This is a genomic window from Micromonospora sp. PTRAS2 (assembly GCF_054052245.1).
Window position 1 is genome coordinate 331,780 of sequence record NZ_JBSWBU010000004.1, and the last position, 22,125, is coordinate 353,904.

Annotated in this window: 23 protein-coding genes; 10 read left to right on the forward strand and 13 right to left on the reverse strand. The window is 73.4% G+C overall.

Translation table 11 applies throughout. The features are described from left to right. Nucleotides 1-7 precede the first annotated feature (7 nt). Both mptB (ACVMYR_RS16490) and mptB (ACVMYR_RS16495) read left to right on the forward strand, forming a co-directional pair. The gene (gene mptB / locus ACVMYR_RS16490) at nt 8-1,432 is read left to right on the forward strand and encodes a polyprenol phosphomannose-dependent alpha 1,6 mannosyltransferase MptB (protein WP_457122170.1); all 1,425 of its coding nucleotides are present in this window, start codon (nt 8-10) and stop codon (nt 1,430-1,432) included. A 14-nt stretch (nt 1,433-1,446) separates the two neighbouring features. Next, the gene (gene mptB / locus ACVMYR_RS16495) at nt 1,447-3,054 is read left to right on the forward strand and encodes a polyprenol phosphomannose-dependent alpha 1,6 mannosyltransferase MptB (protein ID WP_457122171.1); all 1,608 of its coding nucleotides are present in this window, start codon (nt 1,447-1,449) and stop codon (nt 3,052-3,054) included. Nucleotides 3,055-3,444: 390 nt separating this feature from the next. Here mptB (ACVMYR_RS16495) and glnA read toward each other — a convergent pair whose 3' ends face one another. After that, on the reverse strand, nt 3,445-4,869 hold the full coding sequence (gene glnA / locus ACVMYR_RS16500; RefSeq protein ID WP_043967093.1) for a type I glutamate--ammonia ligase: 1,425 nt from the start codon (nt 4,867-4,869) through the stop codon (nt 3,445-3,447). Between the two features lie 258 nt (nt 4,870-5,127). Here glnA and ACVMYR_RS16505 point away from each other — a divergent pair, with 258 nt between their 5' ends. Further along, on the forward strand, nt 5,128-5,520 hold the full coding sequence (locus tag ACVMYR_RS16505; protein ID WP_043969279.1) for an RDD family protein: 393 nt from the start codon (nt 5,128-5,130) through the stop codon (nt 5,518-5,520). Nucleotides 5,521-5,524: 4 nt separating this feature from the next. Here ACVMYR_RS16505 and ACVMYR_RS16510 read toward each other — a convergent pair whose 3' ends face one another. The 3 genes from ACVMYR_RS16510 to lipA all read right to left on the reverse strand — a co-directional run bounded on the left by ACVMYR_RS16510 (nt 5,525) and on the right by lipA (nt 8,924). Next, complete coding sequence (locus ACVMYR_RS16510; RefSeq protein WP_043967094.1) at nt 5,525-6,214, reverse strand: DUF4191 domain-containing protein; 690 nt, start codon at nt 6,212-6,214, stop codon at nt 5,525-5,527. Between the two features lie 51 nt (nt 6,215-6,265). After that, nucleotides 6,266-7,759 (reverse strand): NAD(P)/FAD-dependent oxidoreductase, encoded by a 1,494-nt coding sequence (locus ACVMYR_RS16515; RefSeq protein ID WP_431895279.1) that lies wholly within the window; start codon nt 7,757-7,759, stop codon nt 6,266-6,268. Between the two features lie 97 nt (nt 7,760-7,856). Continuing rightward, nucleotides 7,857-8,924, reverse strand: a complete 1,068-nt coding sequence (gene lipA / locus ACVMYR_RS16520) for a lipoyl synthase (RefSeq protein ID WP_176734074.1) — start codon at nt 8,922-8,924, stop codon at nt 7,857-7,859. A gap of 364 nt (nt 8,925-9,288) precedes the next feature. Here lipA and aspS point away from each other — a divergent pair, with 364 nt between their 5' ends. Next, nucleotides 9,289-10,575 (forward strand): aspartate--tRNA(Asn) ligase, encoded by a 1,287-nt coding sequence (aspS, locus tag ACVMYR_RS16525; RefSeq protein ID WP_457122172.1) that lies wholly within the window; start codon nt 9,289-9,291, stop codon nt 10,573-10,575. A gap of 374 nt (nt 10,576-10,949) precedes the next feature. Here the strand turns inward: aspS and ACVMYR_RS16530 are convergent, their stop codons facing one another. From ACVMYR_RS16530 to ACVMYR_RS16540, 3 genes are read right to left on the reverse strand one after another with little or no spacing between them, the layout of a single operon-like run. Continuing rightward, on the reverse strand, nt 10,950-11,342 hold the full coding sequence (locus ACVMYR_RS16530) for a VOC family protein (protein WP_077938956.1): 393 nt from the start codon (nt 11,340-11,342) through the stop codon (nt 10,950-10,952). Nucleotides 11,343-11,369: 27 nt separating this feature from the next. Then, the gene (gene lipB, locus ACVMYR_RS16535; protein WP_457122173.1) at nt 11,370-12,011 is read right to left on the reverse strand and encodes a lipoyl(octanoyl) transferase LipB; all 642 of its coding nucleotides are present in this window, start codon (nt 12,009-12,011) and stop codon (nt 11,370-11,372) included. 29 nt (nt 12,012-12,040) lie between these two features. After that, on the reverse strand, nt 12,041-13,861 hold the full coding sequence (locus ACVMYR_RS16540; RefSeq protein ID WP_457122174.1) for a DUF2079 domain-containing protein: 1,821 nt from the start codon (nt 13,859-13,861) through the stop codon (nt 12,041-12,043). 164 nt (nt 13,862-14,025) lie between these two features. Between ACVMYR_RS16540 and ACVMYR_RS16545 the strand changes: the two genes are divergently transcribed. After that, entirely contained in the window at nt 14,026-15,267 is a 1,242-nt protein-coding gene (locus ACVMYR_RS16545) for an extracellular catalytic domain type 1 short-chain-length polyhydroxyalkanoate depolymerase (protein ID WP_431895271.1), read from the forward strand. Here ACVMYR_RS16545 and ACVMYR_RS16550 read toward each other — a convergent pair whose 3' ends face one another. Together ACVMYR_RS16550 and ACVMYR_RS16555 are read right to left on the reverse strand one after the other, a co-directional pair. Then, nucleotides 15,268-16,167 (reverse strand): TIGR01777 family oxidoreductase, encoded by a 900-nt coding sequence (locus ACVMYR_RS16550; protein WP_077938959.1) that lies wholly within the window; start codon nt 16,165-16,167, stop codon nt 15,268-15,270. Between the two features lie 74 nt (nt 16,168-16,241). Next, nucleotides 16,242-17,255, reverse strand: a complete 1,014-nt coding sequence (locus ACVMYR_RS16555) for an aldo/keto reductase (protein ID WP_457122175.1) — start codon at nt 17,253-17,255, stop codon at nt 16,242-16,244. Nucleotides 17,256-17,308: 53 nt separating this feature from the next. Between ACVMYR_RS16555 and ACVMYR_RS16560 the strand changes: the two genes are divergently transcribed. Beyond that, nucleotides 17,309-17,668: a MerR family transcriptional regulator gene (locus tag ACVMYR_RS16560; protein ID WP_077938961.1), complete on the forward strand. Its 360-nt coding sequence runs from the start codon at nt 17,309-17,311 to the stop codon at nt 17,666-17,668. A 63-nt stretch (nt 17,669-17,731) separates the two neighbouring features. Further along, nucleotides 17,732-18,253 carry a DinB family protein gene (locus ACVMYR_RS16565; protein ID WP_457122176.1) on the forward strand — a complete coding sequence of 174 codons (522 nt, stop codon included), beginning with the start codon at nt 17,732-17,734 and terminating at the stop codon, nt 18,251-18,253. 92 nt (nt 18,254-18,345) lie between these two features. On the opposite strand, the gene ACVMYR_RS16570 is transcribed toward ACVMYR_RS16565, so the two are convergent. Genes ACVMYR_RS16570 through ACVMYR_RS16580 form a run of 3 tightly spaced genes read right to left on the reverse strand, consistent with a single transcriptional unit; the run spans nt 18,346 to nt 19,355 of the window. Continuing rightward, nucleotides 18,346-18,771 carry a type II toxin-antitoxin system VapC family toxin gene (locus tag ACVMYR_RS16570; RefSeq protein ID WP_091275510.1) on the reverse strand — a complete coding sequence of 142 codons (426 nt, stop codon included), beginning with the start codon at nt 18,769-18,771 and terminating at the stop codon, nt 18,346-18,348. Beyond that, the gene (locus tag ACVMYR_RS16575; protein WP_457122177.1) at nt 18,761-19,030 is read right to left on the reverse strand and encodes a type II toxin-antitoxin system Phd/YefM family antitoxin; all 270 of its coding nucleotides are present in this window, start codon (nt 19,028-19,030) and stop codon (nt 18,761-18,763) included. The genes ACVMYR_RS16570 and ACVMYR_RS16575 overlap by 11 nt, the downstream gene beginning before the upstream one ends. 22 nt (nt 19,031-19,052) lie before the next feature. After that, nucleotides 19,053-19,355: a hypothetical protein gene (locus tag ACVMYR_RS16580; RefSeq protein WP_077938979.1), complete on the reverse strand. Its 303-nt coding sequence runs from the start codon at nt 19,353-19,355 to the stop codon at nt 19,053-19,055. Nucleotides 19,356-19,834: 479 nt separating this feature from the next. Here ACVMYR_RS16580 and ACVMYR_RS16585 point away from each other — a divergent pair, with 479 nt between their 5' ends. The 3 genes from ACVMYR_RS16585 (at nt 19,835) to ACVMYR_RS16595 (ending at nt 21,135) form a co-directional block, all read left to right on the forward strand. After that, nucleotides 19,835-20,062 (forward strand): winged helix-turn-helix domain-containing protein, encoded by a 228-nt coding sequence (locus ACVMYR_RS16585; protein WP_077938965.1) that lies wholly within the window; start codon nt 19,835-19,837, stop codon nt 20,060-20,062. A 192-nt stretch (nt 20,063-20,254) separates the two neighbouring features. Next, a complete protein-coding gene (locus tag ACVMYR_RS16590; protein ID WP_077938966.1) occupies nt 20,255-20,725 on the forward strand; it encodes a helix-turn-helix domain-containing protein in 471 nt (156 codons plus the stop codon). An 11-nt stretch (nt 20,726-20,736) separates the two neighbouring features. Beyond that, entirely contained in the window at nt 20,737-21,135 is a 399-nt protein-coding gene (locus ACVMYR_RS16595; protein ID WP_077938967.1) for a PIN domain-containing protein, read from the forward strand. A 44-nt stretch (nt 21,136-21,179) separates the two neighbouring features. On the opposite strand, the gene ACVMYR_RS16600 is transcribed toward ACVMYR_RS16595, so the two are convergent. Continuing rightward, complete coding sequence (locus ACVMYR_RS16600) at nt 21,180-22,097, reverse strand: LLM class flavin-dependent oxidoreductase (RefSeq protein WP_457122178.1); 918 nt, start codon at nt 22,095-22,097, stop codon at nt 21,180-21,182. Nucleotides 22,098-22,125 lie beyond the last annotated feature (28 nt).

Genomic DNA, 22,125 nt, shown 5'->3' on the forward strand with positions numbered 1-22,125 from the left:
GGCGGGCGTGCCTCACCACCTCGCGCGCTGGACCGGGTTGGCCGGTTCCCTGCTGCTCGCCGTGTCCGCGTTCCTCGGCGGCGTGTTCCCGGACGGGGACCTGCGTCCCACCCCGGTCAGCATCTGGCAGGGCCCGCACGGGCCGCTGATCATCGCGTCCTGGCTGGTCGGCACCGCGCTCATGGCGTGGGCCTGGTGGTCGCTGCGCGACGGGGTGCCGTCCGCGCGGTGGGCCCTGGTGACGGTGGGACTCTGGCTGCTGCCGCTGCTGTTCGTGCCACCGATGGGCAGCCGGGACGCCTACGCGTACGCCTGCCAGGGCGCGAGCTTCGCCAACGGCATCAGCCCGTACGAGTACGGCGTGTCGGCGCTGCCCTGCCCGTGGCTGGACACCATCTCGTACATCTGGCGGGACACCCCGGCCCCGTACGGACCGCTGTTCGTGCTGATCGCCGGTGCCGTGGTCAAGGCGACCGGGTCGCTGACCGGCGCGGTCGTCGCGTTCCGGCTGCTGGCGGTGGCCGGGGTGGCGCTGACCGCCGCCTGCCTGCCGGTGCTGGCCCGCCGCTGCGGGGTTCCCGTCGGGCGGGCGCTGTGGCTGGCGTTGGCCAGCCCGCTCATCGGCGTGCACCTGGTGGCCGGGGCGCACAACGACGCGCTGATGGTGGGCCTGCTGGTCGCCGGCCTGGCTGTGGTGGCGGCCCGGCCGGGCCGCCCCGTGCCGCTGCTGGCCGGGGGAGTGCTGCTCGGGCTGGCCGTGTCCATCAAGATCACCGGGCTGGTGGTGATCCCGTTCGCGGCGCTGGCGGCGATCGGCGGGCCGTACCGGTTCCGTGCGCTGCTGCGGGACGGTGGCCCGGTGGTCGCCGGGGCCGTCGCCACCGTCATGGGGGTGACCTTCGCCGGTGGGCTGGACTTCGGGTGGATCGGCGGGCTGGAGAGCGGGGGCGAGGTGATCGCCTGGACCTCGCCGCCGACCGCCGTGGGACAGACCGCCGGGTACGTCGCGCTGCTCTTCGGGCTGCACGTCGACGCCCTGCCGGTGGCCCGGGCCATCGGGGTGCTCGCGCTCGCCGCGCTGCTGCTCTGGCTGTGGTGGCGGGCCCGCACCCGCGACCCGTTCTTCCACGCCGGCCTGGCGCTGGCGGCCACCGTCGCGCTCTCCCCGATCGTGCACCCCTGGTACTGGATCTGGCCGCTCACGGTGCTCGCCGCCACCGCCCGCGACAGCGTGTGGTTCGCCGCGGTCGCGCTGGTCGGATCATTCCTGGTGCTGCCGGACGGCACCGGGCTGGCCCGGTACACCAAGCTGCCCGGGGCTCCGCTGATGACGCTTCTGCTGATCTGGGCGGCCGTGCGGTTGGTACGGTCGGCCAGGGTGGACCGCGCGGCGGACCGCGCGCCGGACCCCGTCATCCGGGGAGCCGACTGAGCGAGGGGTGTGCCGTGGCCGTCGTCGCCCGCTGGGCGGGACTGCTCGGTGCCGCTCTGCTCGCCGTCGCCGGCTGGCTGGGCGGGGCGCTGCCCGACCTGACCGGCGGCACTCCCGCCCAGGTGTGGCGGGGCCCGCACGGCCCGGCGGTGCTGGGCTGCTGGCTGGTCGGCACCGCGCTGATGGTCGGGGCGTGGTGGGCGCTGCGCGACGGCGCCCCGTCGGGCCGGTGGGCGTACACGACCGCCGGGCTCTGGCTGCTGCCGCTGCTGGCGGCGCCGCCGCTGGGCAGCCGCGACGTCTACTCGTACGCCTGCCAGGGCTGGTCGTATGCGCACGGGCGCGACCCGTACCGGTTGGGGGTGGCGGCGGCCGGCTGCCCGTGGCTGGACTCGGTCGCCCCGATCTGGCGGGACACCCCCGCGCCGTACGGGCCCGTGTTCGTGCTGCTCGCCGCGCTCGCGGTGACCGTCGGCGGCAGCCTGGTCGGTGCCATCGCCGTCCTGCGGCTGTACGCCGTCGCGGGCGTGCTGCTGGCCGCGTACTGCCTGCCGGGGCTGGCCCGCGCGGCGGGCGTGCCGGTCCGGCGGGCCGCCTGGCTGGCGCTGGCCGCGCCCCTGGTCGGGGTGCACCTGGTGGCCGGGGCGCACAACGACGCGGTGGCCCTCGGCCTGCTGCTGGCCGGCCTGCTCATGCTGGTCCGCCGGTCAGCCGGGCTGGTCCCGCCGGCCGGGCCGCCGCCGGTCGGGCAGGCTCCGACTGCCGGGGTGCTCCTGCTGGCCGGAATGCTGCTCGGGCTGGCCGTGGCCGTCAAGGCGACCGCCGTGGTGGTGCTGCCGTTCGCGGCGCTGGCCGCCCTACGGGCCCGGTGCACCTGGCGGGCGCTGCTGCGCGCCGGGGCCCTGCTGGCCGGCGGCGTCCTCGCCGCGCTACTGGCGACCTCCGTGGCGTCCGGGCTGGGCCTGGGCTGGGTCAAGGGGCTGGCCCGCAGCGGCGACTCCGCGCAGTGGACGTCACCGCCGACGGCAGTCGGCTTCGTCGTCGACTACGTGGGGGAGTGGGCCGGGCGGCGGCCCGACGCCGTGCCGGTGACCCGGGCCGCCGGCCTGCTGCTGCTCGCGGCGACACTGGTGGCCCTGTGGTGCTGGGCGTGGCGGTCGCTGCGCCGGCAGGGCGCCGGCACGGATGCCCCGGCGGCGGCCCGGCCCCGGGTGGCCCTGCTCGGCGCGGGGCTGGCGCTGGCCGCCACCGTCGCCCTCTCGCCCGTCTTCCACCCCTGGTACGCCATCTGGCCGCTGACGCTGCTCGCCGTCTCGGTCACCCGGGTCGCCCGGACCACGTGGTTCGCGCTGCCCAGCGCGGTGGCCGCCGTCCTCACCCTGCCCGACGGCACCAACCTGGCCCGTTCCACGAAGGCCCCGGGCGCGATCGCGATGACGGCGTTGCTGGTGGCGTTGGCGGCAGCGGCGACGCTGGCGGCGGTCCGTGCCACCGGCGGTCGGCGCGGCGGACGTGGTGGCGGACATGGCCGTGGCGGCGGCGGAGGTGGCGGAGACAGCGGCGTGGGCAGCGAGGGCGAGATTGGCGGGGACGGGGACGGCAAGGCTCCGTGCGGCCCCTAGGGAGCTGAGTCATCGGCGACATCACGGTCTCGGTGCCCACCTCGTGGCTGGCCCCGATCAGCGCCGCGAGGGCCACCCCGGCGCGCGGTCGGGTGGGCTCGGCAGCAAGGACGTCCGGTGGGCTCGGACATCACGGCGTCGGGGGTGGGCTCGGACATCACGGCGTCGGGTGGGCCCGGGGCCGGGTGATGTCGTAAACGACTCAGCTCCCTAGGCGGCCTCAGCCCCTGTGCCACCCGGAGCTCCCCGGCGATCGGTTGCCGTGCCCCCGCCCGCCCGCCCGTCCCACAGGCAGACGCGAAGCGGCCGGGCCGGCTCCGCGTGCGGCGGAACCGGCCCGGCCGGTGCTGAAGGGAGGTGCCGGCCCGAGGGCTCAGCAGTCCGCAGTGCTCAGCAGTCGAAGTACATCGCGAACTCGTGCGGGGTCGGGCGCAGACGCACCGGGTCGACCTCGTTGGCCCGCTTCCACTCCACCCAGGTGGAGATCAGGTCCGGCGTGAAGACGCCGCCGTCGAGCAGGTAGTCGTGGTCGGCCTCGAGGGCGTCGAGCACCTCGGGCAGCGAGCCCGGAACCTGCTTGACCGAGCCCCACTCCTCCGGCGGCAGGTCGTACAGGTCCTTGTCGATCGGCGCCGGCGGCTCGATCTTGCTCTTGATGCCGTCGAGGCCGGCCATCATCATCGCCGAGAAGGCGAGGTACGGGTTGCTCGACGGGTCCGGCACGCGGAACTCGACGCGCTTGGCCTTCGCGTTGCTGCCGGTCACCGGGATACGGGTGCAGGCGGAGCGGTTGCGCTGCGAGTAGACCAAGTTGACCGGGGCCTCGTAGCCGGGCACCAGGCGACGGTACGAGTTGACCGTCGGGTTGGTGAACGCCAGCAGCGACGGCGCGTGGTGCAGCAGGCCGCCGATGTACCAGCGGGCGGTGTCCGACAGGCCGGCGTAGCCGGTCTCGTCGTAGAACAGCGGCTCGCCGTTCAGCCACAGGCTCTGGTGGGTGTGCATGCCCGAGCCGTTGTCGCCGAAGAGCGGCTTCGGCATGAACGTCGCGGTCTTGCCGTTGACCCACGCCTCGTTCTTGATCAGGTACTTGAAGAGCTGGAGCTGGTCGGCCGAGTGCAGCAGGGTGGAGAACTTGTAGTTGATCTCCGACTGGCCGGCGGTGCCGACCTCGTGGTGCGAGCGCTCCACGGTGAAGCCGGCGTCGACCAGGCGGCGGACCATGCCGTCGCGCAGGTCGGCGTAGTGGTCGACCGGCGGCACCGGGAAGTACCCGCCCTTGTACGCGGTCTTGTAGCCGCGGTTGCCGCCCGGCTCCTCGCGACCGGTGTTCCAGGCGCCCTCGATCGAGTCGATGTAGTAGAACGACTGGTGGGCCGAGGTCTCGTGGCGGATCGAGTCGAAGATGTAGAACTCCGCCTCGGCGCCGAAGTACGCGGTGTCGGCGATGCCGCTCGCCGCGAGGTACGCCTCGGCCTTCTTCGCCACGTTCCGCGGGTCCCGGGAGTAGGCCTCACGGGTGAACGGGTCGTGGATGAAGAAGTTGAGCGCGAGGGTCTTCTGCGCGCGGAAGGGGTCGATGAAGGCGCTCGCGACGTCCGGGAGCAGGAGCATGTCCGACTCGTGGATCGCCTGGAAGCCGCGGATCGACGATCCGTCGAAGGCGAGACCGTCGTTGAAGACGCTGTCGTCGAAGGACTCCACCGGCAGGTTGAAGTGCTGCATCACGCCGGGCAGGTCACAGAAACGTACGTCGACGAACTTCACGTCCTCGTTCTTGAGGTATCGCAGCAGTTCCTCGGGATTGGCGAACACACGTCCTCCTGGCACGTCCACGGGTGGCTGGCTGTTGGCGACGCTATGGCCGTGCGGTTGCCCGGTCGTATCTGCTGTGTTTCTGTCGTGTTACGTCGCTCGCGCTGCGTCATAAGCGCCGGTCAGTCGCCGTCGGATGTCCGTTCGGACGATACCTGGCACGGCGAAGTGCCGCAGATCAACGCCTTTTGTCCGGTTCGCCGGCGGGTGTGCTTCCGGCCACGTCCGGGCCCCTGACTACCCTTGGCGGTCGTGACCATGCCGCAGCCCCCCGCGCCGCCCGCCGCCGACCCCGCGTTCGCGCCGCCCACCCTGGGCCGCCGGTTCGGTGCCCTGGTGATCGACTGGGTGCTCTGCCTGCTGGTGTCCAACTTCTTCGCCGACCCGGTCCGCGACGGCTGGGCCCCCGTCGCGGTGCTGATCGTCGAGTACGGCTTCTTCCTGGGCCTGTTCGCGCAGACCCCCGGCATGTACGTCACCCGGATCCGCTGCCTGTCCTGGGCCGATGGCGGCCGGATCGGCCTGGCCCGGGCGCTGCTGCGCGGCCTCCTGCTCGCCCTGGTCGTCCCGGCCCTGATCATGGACGAGCACCGCCGCGGCCTGCACGACCGCCTCACCGGCTCGGTGATCGCCGCCGCGCCGCGCGGGTAGGGCGTCAGCGGCCCCGGGTCTGCCGGAACGCGCCACGCGGCGGGCGCATGTTCTTCGGGATCGCGCCCTTGGGCATCTGCGGGCGGGCGGTGAGCGCCTTGAGCCGCTTGTCGAGGGCGTTGACGTCCTTGCCGCTGAGGGCGCGCGGCAGCCGCATCAGCGTCATCCGCAGCTTGCGGATCGGCAGCTCACCCTCGCCCTGGCCGATCACGTAGTCGTGCAGCGGCGCGGAGCCGATCACCTTGGCCAGCCGCCGCTTCTCCTGCCCCAGCAGACCGCGGACCCGCTGCGGGTGCCCCTCGGCCAGCAGGATCACGCCGGCACGGCCGATCACGAGATGCACCATGTCCATCTGCGTGGTCGCGCTGACCGCCGGGGACACCCGCCAGTCACCGCGCATGCTCTCCATGATCTGCGCCGCCGCGCCGGGCTGTCCCTCGGCGGCGTTCATCATCGCCGCGTTCGACCGCAGGTTGAGCACGATCAACAGGGCGAGCAGGGCGAGCAGGATGCCCAGCGGCAGCCAGAGCCAACCCCAGAGGAGCACCGCGACCACGGTCAGCGCGAGCGGGATCAGCACCGCGCCGGCGGCAAGCGGAGCGAACCACCTGTCCTGCTTGGCGGTGAACTTGAACACCATCCCGATCTGCTTCAGCCGCTGGCCGAACGAGACCTTCTCCTGGGGCTTCGCCATGCCGCAGAGTCTAGGTGGTCGCCGCCGGCCCCGTTGATCCGCGGCCGGCAGTCACGGGCGGCGGGGCAGCACCGGGGCGGCCCGGCCCGTGCCGTGCCGCCCGTCGGCCGAGGCGGAGGACGACGACGCGTCCGCCTGCTCGTGGTATTCCTCCTCCACGTTCACCTCCCACACGTCGTGGTCGGCGTCGTCGAGGATGTTCTCCACGGTCAGCATCGCCGTGAGCATCGAGTGGTCCTGGTTGTTGTAGCGGTGCATGCCGTTGCGGCCCACCGGGTGCACGTTCGGCAGCGCCTCGGCGAGCCAGTGGCGCATGGTCTCCACGGCCTGCTCGTAGCCGGAGTCGTAGACCGGGTACGCCTTCGGCATCCGCACCACGTACCCGGCCGAGACCGCCCCGGGGCGCACCAGCCCGAGCGTCTCCAGCTCGGCCGTGCCCCGGGCGATCAGGTCGTCGTCGGCCGACTCCCACAGGTCGTCGCCCTCGTCGACGAAGTACTCCAGCCCGAGGCAGGTGAACCCGTCCCGCACCAGGAACGGCGACCAGGAGCCGAAGTTCTGGATCCGGCCCACCCGTACCCCCGGGGTGTGCACGTAGATCCAGTTGTCCGGGAACCCGGCGTCGGCCGGCACGACCAGCGCCACGGTGAGGAAGTCGCGGTGCCGCAGCGCGTCGGCGGCGGCCAGCACCGGCGGCGGCGCGGGCGGGTCCACGGCCCGCACCAGCTCCGGCAGCGGCATGCTGGAGATCACGTGGTCGGCCTCGATGCGGCGCTCGCCGTCCGGGCCCGCCACGGTCACCGCGACCGCCCGGCCGTCGGCCCGGTGCACCCGCGTCACCGAGGTGCCCATCGTCACCGTGCCGCCGGCCTTCGTGACCAGCTCGGCGCAGCGTTCCCACATCATCCCCGGGCCGAGCTTCGGGTACTGGAACTCCTCGATCAGGCTGGTGATGTCGGCGCCGCGGGCCCGGCGGGGCAGCAGCGCGTTGCGCACCGCGCCGGCCAGCGACAGGTTGCGGATGCGCTGGGCCGCCCAGTCCGCCTGCAGCTCGGTGGCCGGGAAACCCCAGACCTTCTCGGTGTACGTCTTGAAGAACATCCGGTACAGGCGGGTGCCGAAGCGGGCCGACACCCAGCCCTCGAAGTGGCTCTGGTCCGCCGGTGGCCGCAGCCGCGCCCACACGTACGACCCGACGCAGCGCACCGCCTCGACGATGCCCAGGTTGCCCAGCGCGTTGCCGGCGCGCAGCGGGTAGTCGAACAGCTTGCCCCGGTAGTGGATCCGGCTCATCCGGGGACGCAGCAGGAAGTCCCCGTCGGGCAGCACCTCGTGCCAGAAATCCTCGACCCGGGCGACCTTGGTGAAGAACCGGTGCCCGCCGATGTCGAAGCGCCACCCGTCCCGCTCGACGGTGCGGCTGATCCCGCCCACGACGTCGTCGGCCTCCACCACCTCCACGGGGGCGTTGCGTCGAGTCAGCTCGTACGCGGCGGTGAGGCCGGCGGGACCGGCGCCGATGATGACGGTGTGCGGCAGGGGCATGACTAAATTCACCACCATCGACGTATCGATGGCAATAGCCGCCCCGTTTGTTGGGACATCATCCGAACAGGTGGATCTAGACCCCGGGGGGCGTCGCTCAGGCGCGCACGGCCTCGCGGGCGTCGAGGGCCTGCCGGTAGAGCCGACCCGCCCGGTACGACGAGCGCACCAGCGGCCCGCTCATCACCCCGGCGAAGCCGATCTCCTCGGCCTCCTCGCGCAGCTCCACGAACTCCTCCGGCTTCACCCACCGGGTCACCGGGTGGTGCCGGGGCGACGGGCGCAGGTACTGCGTGATGGTGATCAGCTCGCAGCCGGCGTCGTGCAGGTCCCGCAGCGCCTGGGACACCTCGGCCCGCTCCTCGCCCATGCCGAGGATCAGGTTGCTCTTGGTGACCAGGCCGTCGGCGCGGGCCTGCCGGATCACGTCCAGCGAGCGCTCGTAGCGGAACGCCGGCCGGATCCGCTTGAAGATCCTCGGCACCGTCTCGACGTTGTGCGCCAGCACCTCCGGGCGGGAGCCGAACACCTCGGCGAGCTGCTCGGGGACGGCGTTGAAGTCGGGGATCAGCAGCTCGACCCCGCAGCCCGGCTGGAGGGCGTGGATCTGGCGGACCGTCTCCGCGTACAGCCAGGCCCCGCCGTCGGGCAGGTCGTCGCGGGCGACGCCGGTGATCGTGGCGTACCGCAGGCCCATCGACACCACCGACTCGGCGACGCGGCGCGGCTCGTCGGCGTCGAACTCGGCCGGCTTGCCCGTATCGATCTGGCAGAAGTCACAGCGCCGGGTGCACTGGTCGCCGCCGATGAGGAAGGTGGCCTCCCGGTCCTCCCAGCACTCGTAGATGTTGGGGCACCCGGCCTCCTGGCAGACGGTGTGCAGCCCCTCGCGCGAGACGAGCCCGCGCAGCTGGGTGTACTCCGGCCCCATCTTGGCCTTCACCTTGATCCACGGCGGTTTGCGCTCGATCGGCGTCTCGGCGTTGCGCGCCTCGATGCGCAGCAGGCGCCGCCCCTCGGGGGCGACCGTCGCGGTACGCGAGGCGGGGCTGGTCGTCGGCTGCTCGGTCGTCGTCGGCGTCGTCGACGCGGCGTGCTCGATCGTCACAAAACCGAGCCTACGCCCGACGGCGGCCGTCGATGAACGGGACGCGACGCCCGTCACCTCCCGTTTCCTGTGACGCCGCCCACCGCCACCGCCGAAAACCCCGTTACATCGTCGCGGCCGGCTGCTAGCGTGCCCGCAAAGCTGCGACGGAGCCGAGTAGCGCGCCACCCCGCCAGTCCAGAGAGCCGCCGAACGCTGCGAGGCGGTCTGGCGACGGCGCGCGAAGACCCTCCCGAGCTGCGGGAAGAACGGCGCGGTGTCACCCCGACGCTCGCCCAGTAGAACCCGCCCGGCTGGCCCCGGTCACCAGGCGACGAACGAGGCCCCCGCGCGCGGGGGCGAAGGTGTGGTGGCACCGCGAGGACCCGCTCGCCCACACCTCCCGGGGATCGCGTTGCGATCGATCGAGGAGGTAACCGCCGTGCAACGCATCCTGTCCACCCAGCTCCCCGCCCACGTCGGCGCGACCGTCCGGGTCGCCGGCTGGGTCCACCGCCGCCGGCTGCTCAAGTCGGTGGCGTTCCTGATCGTGCGGGACGCCGCCGGCCTGACCCAGGTCGTCGCCGCCGACCCGGTCGCCCGCGCTGCCGTCGAGCGGCTCACCGAGGAGACCGTCGTCGAGGTCACCGCGACGGTGGTCGCGACCCCGGCGGCCCCCGCCGGGGTCGAGCTGACCCACCCGACGGTACGACCGCTCGGCCCGCCCGCCGCCGCGCCCCCGTTCGACCTGTACCGGCCGGCGCTGGCGGCGACCCTGCCCACCCAGCTCGACCACGCTCCCGTCGCGCTGCGCCATCCGCGCCGGTCGGCGGCGCTGCGGGTCGCGGCGGCGGCGGTCGCCGGGTTCCGGGCCGCGCTCGACGCCCGCGACTTCGTGGAGATCCACACCCCGAAGGTGGTCGCCTCGTCCACCGAGAGCGGGGCGAACGTCTTCGCGCTGGACTGGTTCGGCCGGCCCGCGTACCTCGCCCAGTCGCCGCAGTTCTACAAGCAGCTCATGGTCGGCGTCTTCGAGCGCGTGTACGAGGTCGGGCCGGTGTTCCGGGCCGAGCCGCACGACACCGCCCGGCACCTGGCCCAGTACACCTCCCTCGACGCGGAGCTGGGCTTCGTCGGCGACCACACCGACGTGATGGCCGTGCTGCGGGACACCCTCGCCGGGATGCTGGCGACGGTGGCGGACCGGGCGGGCACCGCGGTGGGCACGCTGGGCGTGACGGTGCCGCAGGCGCCGGCGCGGATCCCCGCCGTCCACTTCACCGAGGCCCTGACGATCGCCGGCGCGCCGGCCGACGAGCCGGACCTGGCCCCCGCCCACGAGCGGGCGCTGGGGGAGTGGGCCCGCCGCGAACACGGCAGCGAGTTCGTCTTCGTCACCGGGTACCCGATGGCGAAGCGGCCCTTCTACACCCATCCCGACCCGGCGCGTCCGGCGTACTCGAACGGGTTCGACCTGCTGTTCCGCGGCCTTGAGCTGGTCACGGGCGGGCAGCGCCTGCACCGGCACGACGACTACCTGGCGGCGCTCGCGGCGCGCGGCGAGCCGGTCGAGCCGTACGCCGGATTCGTGGACGCGTTCCGGCACGGCATGCCGCCGCACGGCGGCTTCGCGATCGGCCTGGAACGCTTCGTCGCCCGCCTGGTCGGCGCGGCCAACGTCCGCGAGGTCACGGCCTTCCCCCGCGACCTGCACCGCCTCACCCCCTGACGCGCCCGCCCCGCCTGGCGGCTACCCAGTGTGACGACTTGCGGACCTCGCGGTCGATGTGACCCTGGGTGATGGAATTTTGCTCCTGCGGCGCGGCCATCTCGGTCGCGCCCCAGGTGGAGGTCGCCGACCTGGCCTACCTAGCCGACCCCACACGACCCGTTCCCGGCCCTTTGCTCTGCACCCTTATACGCAACAGCAACCCTCCGTTACCGCTGCGCGGGTGGGTGCAGAGCAAAGGGGAAGGAACGGGGTGTGGGTGGGAGGAGGTCGGTCACGTTGAGTGCATAGCGTTGCGCCCCGGCGTCCGCCGCGCGAGTGCCCCGATCCGCGCCGCGTCAGTCGGGTCAGGCGGGTCAGTCGGGTCAGTCGGGTCAGGCCGGGCCGAGCAGGTCCCAGGGGTTGCCGGCGATGTCGCGGAAGACGGCCACCCGGCCGTACGGCTCGGCGCGCGGCGGCCGGAGGAACTCCACGCCCGCGTCGGCGAGACGGCGATAGGCGGCGTCGAAGTCGTCGACCCGCAGGAAGAAGCCGACCCGCCCGGCCGTCTGGGCGCCGACCGCCGCCTCCTGCCGTTCGCCGTCGGCGCGGGCCAGCAGCAGGCCGGTCTGCGCGCCCGGCGGGCGGACCACCACCCACCGCTTCGGGCGGCCGTCGGTGGTCTGCGCCGGGGAGTCCTCGACCAGCTCGAAGCCGAGGACCTCGGTGAAGAAGGCGATGGCCGGGTCGTACTCGGCGACGACGAGGGTGACGAGGTCGATCTGCACCCGCCGAGCCTAGAGCGTGACCAGGGCCTAGAGCGTCACCAGCGTGGGCAGGCGGCGCTCCACCACCGGCAGCACGTCGGCCACGGTGATCGGGCGGCCCAGCTCCGCGGTGAGCGAGGTGACCCCGGCGTCGCGGATGCCGCAGGGCACGATCCGGTCGAAGTACGCCAGGTCGCAGTCGCAGTTGATCGAGAAGCCGTGCTGGGTGACCCCACGGGCGACCCGGATGCCGATGGCGGCGACCTTGCGGGCCGGGCCCCGGTCGTCCTCGGGCACCCAGACGCCGCTGCGCCCCTGGACGCGGTCGGCGGCGAGGCCGAACTCGGCGCAGACGTCGATCAGCAGCTGCTCGGTGCGGCGCACGTACGCGACGACGTCCACCGGGTCGGGCAGCTTCACGATCGGGTAGCCGACCAGCTGCCCCGGGCCGTGCCAGGTGATCTTGCCGCCGCGGTCCACGTCGATGACGGGGGTGCCGTCCAGCGGCCGGTCCCACGGCTCGGTGCGCTTGCCGGCCGTGTAGACGCTCGGGTGCTCCAGCAGCAGCACCGTGTCGCCGCGCTCGCCGGCCACCACCGACTCGTGCAGCCGTCGCTGCTCGTCCCACGCGGCCTGGTAGTCGAGCACCCCTGCACGGACGGCGGTCAGCCCCGGAATCGTCGCGGTCACGCCCACCAGCCTAGTCCCGTACCCGCCGGTCAGGCCGGTGGCACCCGCCACAGCCACACGTCGTCGACGCGCTGCGGCGGGCCGAGCAGGGCGGTGGCGGTGCGCCGTAGGGCGTCCTCGTCGAGGTCGTACTTCGCGCCTTCCACCCGGTCGGCGAGGACCACCACCTCGACCCCCCAGTACCGCAGGTCGGCCAGGGACAACCGGATGCTGCCCTCGGTGATGATCGGGACGAGCCCCGTGCGGCCGGCCTGGTCCATCAGCGTGTCGAAGGTGCGCGGCGGCGGCCCGATCCGGCCCCGGCCGTCCGGGCCGCCAGGGCCGAGGAAGAACCCCGCCGGGAGGCGGAACTCACCCTGCCGGTGGGCGAGCGCGTACGCCTGCCAGCGCTGCCCGTCCGGGGTCACGTCGAGCGTCAGCGGCAGCGGGGTGAGGGTGCCGCCCGGGGAGACGTACTCCTTCCAGGTGCCGGCGGTGATGAACGTCGGCACCGGCTCGCGGACCCTGGTCAGCAGCGGCGTGGGCAGCAGCGGCAGCAGCGCCGCCGCGAGGCCGAGCCCCCAGGCGGCCCGCGCGGCCCGGCGGCGCGGCGGGTCGGCCCGCAACCGGTCGACGGTGTACGCCAGCAGCACCCCGATCACCGGGGCCACGATCAGGGCCAGCCGGGCCGGCAGGGCGGCGTTGACCACCGGCAGGTCGTCCAGCAGCAGGAACGGCAGCGGGGTGTCCGTGTGCCGGCCGGCCCACTTGGCCCGGGGCCCCCAGGACAGCACGGTGAACACGACGGCGGTGCCGCCGAGGGCGGCGAGGGTCGCCCGCAGGGCCCGGTCCCGCCGCCACAGCCAGCCGAGGCAGACGACGGCGAGCAGCAGCAGCGGCACCCCGAAGAACGAGTTCTCCTCGGTCGGGTTGGGCGCGAGCGAGGTGCCCAGCCCCGCCTCGCCGGCGAGGGACCGGCGCGGGTACGCCGCGTACGCGGCGATGTCCTCGGCGTGGATGACCGGGTCGAAGCCGGTGCCGTGGAAGCGCTGCGGGCCGGCGAAGTGCAGCCACAGCGGGTACGCCAGCAGCACCCCGGCGGTCAGCGCGGTCACGCCCAGCCCGCGCGCGAAGGCGGGCAGCGCCGCGCGGGCCTGCGCCCGCCGCTCGGGGTGCAGCGCCCAGATCGGCAGGAACACGCCGAGCGCGAGGGCGGTGAAGAACAGCCCCTCGGCGGCGATGGAGAAGGCGACCGCCACGACGACGCCGAGCACGACCCCGTTGCGCAGCCAGCGCCCCGGCTCGCGCAGGGCGAACACCCGCCACAGCAGCAGCGGCACCAGCCACCCGGCGGTCCAGTTCAGGTGGGCGTTGGCGTGCGACACCATGCCGGGGGAGTACGCGACGAACAGCGCGCCGACGCCCGCCGCGAGCCGGCTGCGCACGAGCTGCCGGGACAGCAGCAGGTACCAGGCCAGCGCGGTGGCGGCGAGGTTGAGGGTCAGGATCACCAGGAACGTCGCGGGCGGCCCGATCAGGTACGTCAGCGGCGCGAACACGGCTGCGTAAACGGTGATCGAGGTGTTGACCGCGAGGTTCACCCCGTCGGGGACGTTGAGCAGGGTGGTGAAGAGCGGGTTCTCGCCGTGGGTCAGCGCGTGCCCGCCGAAGGCGAGCAGCCACTCGAACAGCGCCTGGTCGCTGGAGTTGACGGTGATCACCCGCTGGTCGGGGCCGAGCCACAGCCCGCTGGTGACCCAGCCGGCGAGGGTCAGCGCGAGCAGCGCGAAGAGTGCGTCGGCGCGCCGGTTGCGGGAGCCGGCGGCGGTGCCGGTCGCCGGTCCGGCGGCGGGGGGCGGGGAGGGCGGCACGCAGCGGACGTTACCAACCGGACCCGGGCACGCCGGGGCGACACGGGCACACGTCGACGGCTGCGAATGTGTGACCGGCGGCCATGTCGGTGGGAGGAAACACGGACGTAACGTCGCGGCAACTCGGAAGTGACTCAGTTCACAATCCGCGACAGGAGGTCGTCGTGCGCCGCTCCACCACTTCGCTCACCCGGCTCGCCGGGGCGGTCACCGGGGCCGCGCTCGCCGCGGCGGCCCTGGTCGCCGTCGTCGCCGCGCCCGCCCGGGCCGCCACCCTCACCCAGGTCACCGGCTTCGGCGCCAACCCCGGAAACCTCACCATGTACGCCTACCGGCCCGACGGCCTCCCGGCCAACGCGCCCGCCGTCGTCCTGCTGCACGGCTGCACCCAGAACGCCGCCGGCTACGTCGCCAACTCCGGCTGGCAGAAGTACGCCGACCAGTGGAAGTTCGCCCTGATCGTGCCCCAGCAGTCCACCGCCAACCAGGCGCTGACCTGCTTCAACTGGTTCACCGAGGGCGACATCGCCCGGGGCCAGGGCGAGGCGGCGTCGATCGCGCAGATGGTCGGGTACGCGAAGACCACGTACGGCCTCGACGGCAGCCGCATCGCCATCAGCGGGCTGTCGGCGGGCGGGGCGATGGTCTCGGTCATGCTCGCCGCGTACCCCGAGCTGTTCGCCGCCGGCTCGGTCATCGCCGGGATGCCCTACCGCTGCTCCCCGCCCGCGTCCACCAGCGTCTGCCAGTACAGCGGGGTCGACAAGACCCCCACCGCCTGGGGCGACCTCGTCCGGGCCGCGTACCCCGGGTACGCCGGCCGCCGGCCCCGGGTGGCCATCTGGCACGGCACCGCCGACAGCACCGTCGTGCCGGCCAACGCCGTCGAGTCGCGCGACCAGTGGACCAACGTGCTCGGCGTCGCGCAGACCCCCACCGGCACGGCGTCGCTGCCCGCCGGCACCAGCCTCGAGGTGTACGGCGACGACGCCGTCCGCCTCTACCGGGTCGCCGGGATGGGCCACGGCACCCCCGTCGATCCCGGCTCCGGTGCCGACCAGTGCGGCACCGCGGCGGCGTACTTCCTCGACACGATCTGCTCGACGTACCGTGACGCGCTCTTCTTCGGGCTCGACGGCGGCGGCGCGTCGCCCAGCCCGACCCCGACGGCCACCGCGTCGCCCACCCCCACCCCGACGGCATCGCCGACCGCCTCGCCCACCCCGACCGCGTCGCCCACGTGCGTCACCGCCAGCAACTACGCCCACGTCGCCGCCGGGCGCGCCTACCAGTCCGGTGGCTACGCGTACGCCCTCGGCAGCAACCAGCGGATGGGCCTCTACAACGTCTTCTACACGTCCACGCTGAAGCAGACCGCCCCCGGCTACTGGGTGCTCGGCTGCTGATCAGTCGTTGAGGGCGGCGTGCAGGGCGCTCGGCAGGTCCGGGTGGTGGTACGCGAAGCCGGCCCGGGTCAGCACGGCGGGCAGCACCCGGGCGCTGGTGAGCGCCTCCTGGGCGAAGCCGCCCAGGGCCACCTTCAGGGCCAGCGCCGGGATCGGCACGACCGCCGGGCGGTGCAGCTGGCGGGCCAGTTCCCGGGTGAACTCGGCGTTCGTGACCGGGGCGGGGCCGACGACGTTGACCGCCCCGGCCACGTCGTCGCGGTCCAGCAGGAACCGCGCCGCGCGCAGCCAGTCGGCCATCGAGATCCACGGCAGCCACTGCCGTCCGCTGCCCAGCCTCCCGGCGATGCCCAGCCTGAACGGCAGCAGCTGCGGCTTGAGCAACCCGCCGTCGCGGTGCAGCGGCAGCCCGGTGCGCAGCCGGACGACCCGCACCCCGGCGTCCTCGGCGGGACGGGTGGCCGCCTCCCAGACCCGGCACACGTCGGCGAGGAAGCCCTCGCCCGCCGGGGCGTCCTCCTCGACCACCCGGTCGCCCGTGTTGCCGTACCAGCCGACGGCCGAGGAGTTCAGCAGCACCGTCGGCCGGTCGGCGGCCGGCAGGCCCGCGATCGTGATGGCCAGGGTGGTGGTCGAGTCGACCCGGCTGGACCTGATCAGCCTCTTGTACGCGTCGTTCCACCGCTTGTCGCCGACGCCCGCGCCGGCCAGGTTGACCACGGCGTCGGCGTCGGCGACCACCGCCGGGTCGAGCTGCGCGGCGGTCGGGTTCCACTGCCGCTCGTCGCCGGTGCGCGCCGGCCGCCGGACCAGGCGGGTCACCCGGTGGCCGTCCGCGGTGAGGTGGTCGGCCAGCCGGGTGCCCAGGAAGCCGGACGCGCCGGCCAGGAGGATCCGCATGCCCCCATCTTCGGTCACGGGAGGGCGGTTGGATGCGGTGAGCGGGATGAAGGAGCCCGCTCACCTCCTGACACTCAGCCCCCGACGCCGGCCGGGCGCAGGTCGGCCAGGAGGCGCTCCACCTCCGCGAACGCGTCCGCCGGCAGCGGGCCGAGGGCGAGCGTGGCGAAGTTCTCCTCCGCCTGGGCCACCGTGCGGCAGCCGGGGATCGGCAGCGTCCGGTCGCTGCGGGCCAGCAGCCACCCCAGCGCACCCTGCGCGAGGGTACGGCCGTCGGCCGTCAGCGCCTGGCGCACCTCGGCGACCCGGGCCGCCCACTGCGGCGTCGGCCGGCCGTCGGTGAACCACGCCAGCCACTCCGGGGCCTTCCCGCGCACGTCGTCGCCGCCCAGCGTCGCCGTACTGCCCTGGTAGCGGCCGGTGAGCAGGCCCATCGCGAGCGGCCCCCGGTTGAGGCTGGCCTGGTCCAGCTCGGCGCAGACGGCGAACATCGCCGCGTTGTCCTTCAGCACCGACTGGTCGTGCTGGATCGCCGCGCAGTGCGCGCCGGCCTCGGCGAACGCCCGCGCCGAGGCCGGGTTGTCGGTGCTCCACCCGTACGCCCGGATCTTGCCCTGGGCGACGAGGCCCTCCAGGGTGTCGACCAGGTCGAGCGCGGCGGGCACCGGCAGGTCGTTGAGGTGCAGTTGGTAGAGGTCGACGTGGTCGGTGCCGAGCCGGCGCAGCGACCCCTCCAGGCTTTCCACCGCGTAGGCGGGGGAGGCGTCCGTGCCGGTGGCCAGCCGGGTCGCCTCCTCGGAGCGGTTGCCGAACTTGGTGGCGATCACCACCTCGTCCCGGCGGCCCGCGAGGGCCCGGCCGAGGACCCGCTCGCTGTGCCCGGCGCCGTAGTTGCTGGCCGTGTCGAACAGCGTCACCCCCAGGTCGAGGGCCCGGTGCACGGTGCGGATCGACTCGTCGTCGTCGACCTCGCCCCACCCGTACGGCTGCCCGTCGTCGCCCCAGAGCGGTCCGCCGATCGCCCAGCACCCCATGCCGATGGCGCTGACCTCGATCCCGCTGCGACCCAGTGTCCGTGTCGTCGTCATGCGCCCAGTTTTCTACCTGGAGCGCGCTCCAGGTCAAGCGCTACTGTGCGTCGGTGACCGGATACGCCCCCTCGGAAGCCGCCCGCCGCAGCGGGTTCAGCCTCGACACCCTGCGTTACTACGAGAAGATCGGCCTGCTCAGCGGCGTCGGCCGCACGTCGGCCGGGCGTCGGGTGTTCACCGACGAGGACCTGGGCTGGCTGACGCTGTTCCGCTGCCTGCGCGACACGGGCATGCCGATCGCCGAGATGTGCCGGTACGCCGAGCTGGCCCGCGCCGGCGACCACACGACCGGGCAGCGCCGGGCGCTGCTGGTGCGGCACGCGGACCGGGTGGAGGAGCAGATGCGCCTGCTCCAGCGCCAGTACGACCACCTGCGCGAGAAGATCGACTTTTACGACACGCTGGGCTGAGCGAGCGGGGACCGCCGCGTTTTCCGGTCGACCGTCCCGGCGGGGGGTGGCAGGATGCCCCGGATGTCGGCATCCCGTGGTGACCTGGTCCGGTGGCAGTTCGACCTGACCTGGGCCCTCTTCGAATACCACCTCGAACGGCTGGAGCCGGCCGACTTCCTGTGGGAACCGGCCGCGCACTGCTGGACCGTACGGCCCGGCCCGGCCGGCACGTGGGTCCCGGACTGGGCGCAGACGGAGCCCGACCCGGTGCCGGTGCCCACGATCGCGTGGCTGACCTGGCACATCGGGTGGTGGTGGTCGGCGGCGGGGGAGCACCTCCAGGGTCGGCCCGTGCCCCAGCACACCGAGGTCGCCTGGCCGGGAGCCGGCGCGGCGGCGATCGAGTGGCTGCGCGACCTGCGGCGGCAGTGGCTCGGGCACCTCGACCGGCTCGCCGACGCCGACCTCGACCGGCCGGCCGCGTACCCGTGGCCGGCCGACGCCGGGCACACCGTCGCCCACCTGCTCGGGTGGGTCAACGCCGAGCTGATGAAGAACGTCGCCGAGATCGGGCAGCTCCGGCTGCTGCGCGCCGCACAGTGACTCAGCGACACCAGCACTGGTGGGGCGCCTTCCCTCACCGCCGGCCGCCCTACCCAACCGGACACGCCCCGCGCCCAGCCGGGGAGGGGACGCTAGCTGAGGTCGGGCCGCCGCACCGCTGCGACCGTCACCAGGTCCGTCAGCCCCGCGAAGTCGGACGGGTTCGTGGTGTAGAGCGGCAAGCCGTGCACGTGGGCGATCGAAGCAATCATCAGATCCGCTGTGCGGCGGCGGGTGCCGCGACCGGTGGCGAGGACGGCTGCGGCGACCAGGCCGAAGGCCCGGGCGGCCTCGCCGTCGAACGGCAGCGGGTCGAACGTCGCCTCGACGTGCTGGAGAACGCTCATCCGGCGGGCCCGCTCACGCGGGTCGTCGGTGTGGTGCGGTCCGGCGGACAATTCAGCGAGGGTGACCGCGCTGATGACCATCTCGTCGGGAAGCTGATCCGAGTCGAGCGCGGCGAGGTGGATGACGATGTTCGTGTCGATCAGGCCACGGCTGGGAAGGTCACCACTCACGTTCGGGGAGGTCCTGGTCGATCGTCGCGTCGAGGTCGCTGCGGAACCGCGACTCGTCCAGCGCCGGCGCGGTGGCGAAGGCCGCCATCACCTCGGCCCGGGGCACGAACGTGCGCCGCCTGATCGGGATCAGGCGGCCGATCGGCGTGCCGTTGCGGGTGATGGTGAAGGACTCCCCACGCTCCACCCCACGCATGATGGCACCCGAGTCGTTGCGCAGCTCGCGCTGGCTGATCTCTCGATGGGCATGCTCGCTCACGCTGGCAGTCTACCGTCGTGTGCTACGAAGTGCTACGCGACCGGGCCCAGCCGAGGAAGCGGGCGAAGAGCTGCGCCGGCTCCGGGGCGTCGTGCGGGTTGAGCGTGTAGAGCTGGGTCGTCGCCTCGTGCAGCAGCCCCGCCAGGTGGATCAGCAGCGCCACCCGGTCGTCGGCGTACTCCCGCAGCAGCGTCAACCGGGCCGGCGCGCACGGCCAGGGCGCGGCGCAGGCCCGGCACAGCCAGAGCGGGCGCAGCGGCAGGTGCCGGGCGGTCGTCGCGCGAGCGCCGTCGTTGCGCCGGGCCCGTGCGGTCGCGCCAGACAGCGGGCCCGGCCAGCGGCTGTTGCGCGCCCGCCCGGGAGCCCTGGCGGGCGGCTCGGTGGGCGGTGGGGCGTGCCGGTCCGGGCACGCCGCCCAGCGTAGGCCGCACGAGCACCAGAGTCGCCAGCCACGCCAGGTCCGCCGGTGGCGTGGGCCGAGGGGGATGGGCGCCGCGTCGCGCCGCCGGCCCGACCACCTCACCGCGATCCTTCGGGTACGCGGAACGTCTCCTTCGCGGTCGTCACGTGCACGCTCGCCGGCCCTTCGTGTCGGGGTTCGGTGGGGGTGGTGGCACCCGGTCGGCCGGGGGAATGGCCGACCGGGTGCGTCCTGCGCAGGACAACCGGCTCCGGGTTGCAGACCAGGGAGCCAGTCGCCACGAACTTATACTTAGTACTGATGGTAGGTCAATCACCGAGTACCACCTACTTGTCGGTAGAAGAGGAGCGTGATCGAATGGCGGTGCAGACCAGGGAGACCAGATGCCCGCCAAACCGAAGTGGGCGCAGCTCGCGGACCACATCCGTGAGCAGATCGCGTCCGGAGAACTCGCCCCCGGCGACAAACTGCCGTCCACGGCCCAACTGTGCAGTCAGCACGGCGTGTCAGCGGGCGTGGTGAACCACGCCATGATCGTGCTGAAGACGGAAGGGCTGGTCGAGGGGGTCCACGGGCTCGGCGTGTTCGTCGCCGAGCGGTCGGGGAGCTGACGCACGTCTCGCCGCGGGCGCGTGTCTTCGGACCTTGGACAGTTGTTGTTCGCTGAGTGCGTCAACTGTCCAAGGTTTCGCCGTCCTGCCGTCCTGCCGTCCTGCCGCCCTCGCCGCGCTGCCCGCCGCGAGGATCTCGTCGGGGCCTCCTGATGTCGTTGCGGATTTTTCGATTAGCGATACGCTCGGAGCATGAGCAGCGCCCTCCGCGAACGCACGGTCCTACCCCCCGAAGACCCCGCCAACCTGGCTCGATTCGTGCAGGAGCTGCGGAGCGCGGGCAATCGCGCACGGGCCCGGCTGGTGGGCCCGGACGGCTCCGAGATCGAGATTCCGGACGAGTTGTACGGCGTGCTGCGGGACGTCGTGACAGCTTTGTCCGAGGGGCTGGCAATCTCTATCGCACCGCACAACACCATGCTGACGACGCAGGAGGCGGCGGACCTGCTCAACATCTCCCGGCCGACCCTGGTCCGGCTGCTCTCCGATGGCGAGATACCCCACACCATGCGAGGACGCCACCGTCGAGTCATGTTGCGGGACATCCTCGACTACCAGGAGCGCACTCGTCAGGAACGGCGGCGGACGCTCGACCGGATGACGGTCGAAGCCGAGGAGGACGGGCTGTACGACCTCACGTCCACTCCGCGAAACACGAGATGAGGGCGGCCTGAGTGGCGTTCTCGGCACTCCTCGACACCTGTGTGCTCTACCCGGCGCATCTGTGCGACACGCTGCTGCGGCTCGCCGAGGTGGCCGCATACCGGCCGCTCTGGTCCGAGGGAATCCTGACCGAGCTCGGGCGTAATCTCGTCGGGCGGGGAATCCCGGAGGAACGGGTCCATCGCCGGGTGACCCAGATGCGGGAGGCGTTCCCCGATGCCATGGTCGGCGGCTACGAGTCGCTCATCGATGGGATGACCAACGACCCCAAGGACCGGCACGTGCTGGCAGCGGCTGTCCGAGCGAACGCAGAAGTCCTCGTGACGTTCAACATCGCCGACTTTCCGGAACCGGCGCTCGGTCGCACGGGAGTGCCGCACTTCGCGGCCGAGGTCCGCAGGCACCTCTGAGGTGGGCCGGCAGGCGTGATCACGGCTTTGGCGGGCCGCAGGGGTCAGGCGGCGAGGCGGCGCAGGACCGGGGTGAGCGGGTCGAGGGCGTCGGCGCGTACCACGAAGCGGGTGACGCCCCAGCGGCGCTCGTGCTCGGCGACCGCCGCGACGATCTCCTCCTCGGTGCCGATCAGCACGAACGGGGTGGCCAGCAGCTCAGGCCCGGTCAGGCCGGCGGCGACCGCGCGCTGCGCCGCGACGGCCTCCGCGTCGTCGGTCACCGCCACCGTCTGCACCAGCGCCTCCAGCGCCGGCGGTCGCGCCCGGCCCGCCGCGCCCTCGGCGACGCGGGCGAGCTGCGCCTCGATCTGGTCGGCCCGCCACCGGGCCTCGTGCCGGTGGCCGTCGTCGAGGGTACGGCCGAAGCCGGCCAGCCCCACGACGTCGGCGTGGGCGCCGGCCCAGCGCAGCAGCGTCGAGTTGGACGTGCCGACGGTCAGCGGCACGCGTTCCTGGACCGGCCGGGGCGACTCCAGCCGGGCGGCGCGCGCGGTCAGCTCGGGGGAGTCCACGGTCACCTCCTCCCCGTCGAGCAGGGCCCGCACCGCCTCGGCGGCGGCGACGCAGCGGCGGATCCGGCCGGCGACGTCGGGGCGTTCCCGGCCGACCGCGCGCCACTCGGCGGGGGTGTGACCGGCCCCGACGCCGAGGCGGGCCCGCCCGCCGGAGACGACGTCGAGGGTCGCCACGGCGGTGGCGAGCAGCATCGGCTCGCGGACGCCGAGGTTCGACACGTACGAGCCGAGGCCGATCGTCGTGGTGACCGACGCGGCGGCGGCCAGCGCGACGAACGGGTCGCCGCACGAGCCGGGGTGGTCGGCGGCGAGCAGCGCGTCGAAGCCGGCGGCCTCGGCCCGGCGGGCCAGGTCGAGCCAGCCCGCCGCGTCGGTCGGGCCGGACTGGAGCGAGAAGGTGGCCATCGCCCCAGCGTCCGGCACCGGCGACCGG

Coding starts and splice junctions, on each gene's coding strand:
- ACVMYR_RS16510 (WP_043967094.1), bottom strand. CDS start 6,214: ATGGCGAAGCCCCAGGAGAAGGTCTCGTTCGGCCAGCGGCTGAAGCAG.
- ACVMYR_RS16585 (WP_077938965.1), top strand. CDS start 19,835: ATGCCCGCCAAACCGAAGTGGGCGCAGCTCGCGGACCACATCCGTGAG.
- ACVMYR_RS16505 (WP_043969279.1), top strand. CDS start 5,128: ATGCCGCAGCCCCCCGCGCCGCCCGCCGCCGACCCCGCGTTCGCGCCG.
- ACVMYR_RS16590 (WP_077938966.1), top strand. CDS start 20,255: ATGAGCAGCGCCCTCCGCGAACGCACGGTCCTACCCCCCGAAGACCCC.
- ACVMYR_RS16515 (WP_431895279.1), bottom strand. CDS start 7,759: ATGCCCCTGCCGCACACCGTCATCATCGGCGCCGGTCCCGCCGGCCTC.
- ACVMYR_RS16565 (WP_457122176.1), top strand. CDS start 17,732: ATGTCGGCATCCCGTGGTGACCTGGTCCGGTGGCAGTTCGACCTGACC.
- ACVMYR_RS16550 (WP_077938959.1), bottom strand. CDS start 16,167: ATGCGGATCCTCCTGGCCGGCGCGTCCGGCTTCCTGGGCACCCGGCTG.
- ACVMYR_RS16555 (WP_457122175.1), bottom strand. CDS start 17,255: ATGACGACGACACGGACACTGGGTCGCAGCGGGATCGAGGTCAGCGCC.
- ACVMYR_RS16600 (WP_457122178.1), bottom strand. CDS start 22,097: ATGGCCACCTTCTCGCTCCAGTCCGGCCCGACCGACGCGGCGGGCTGG.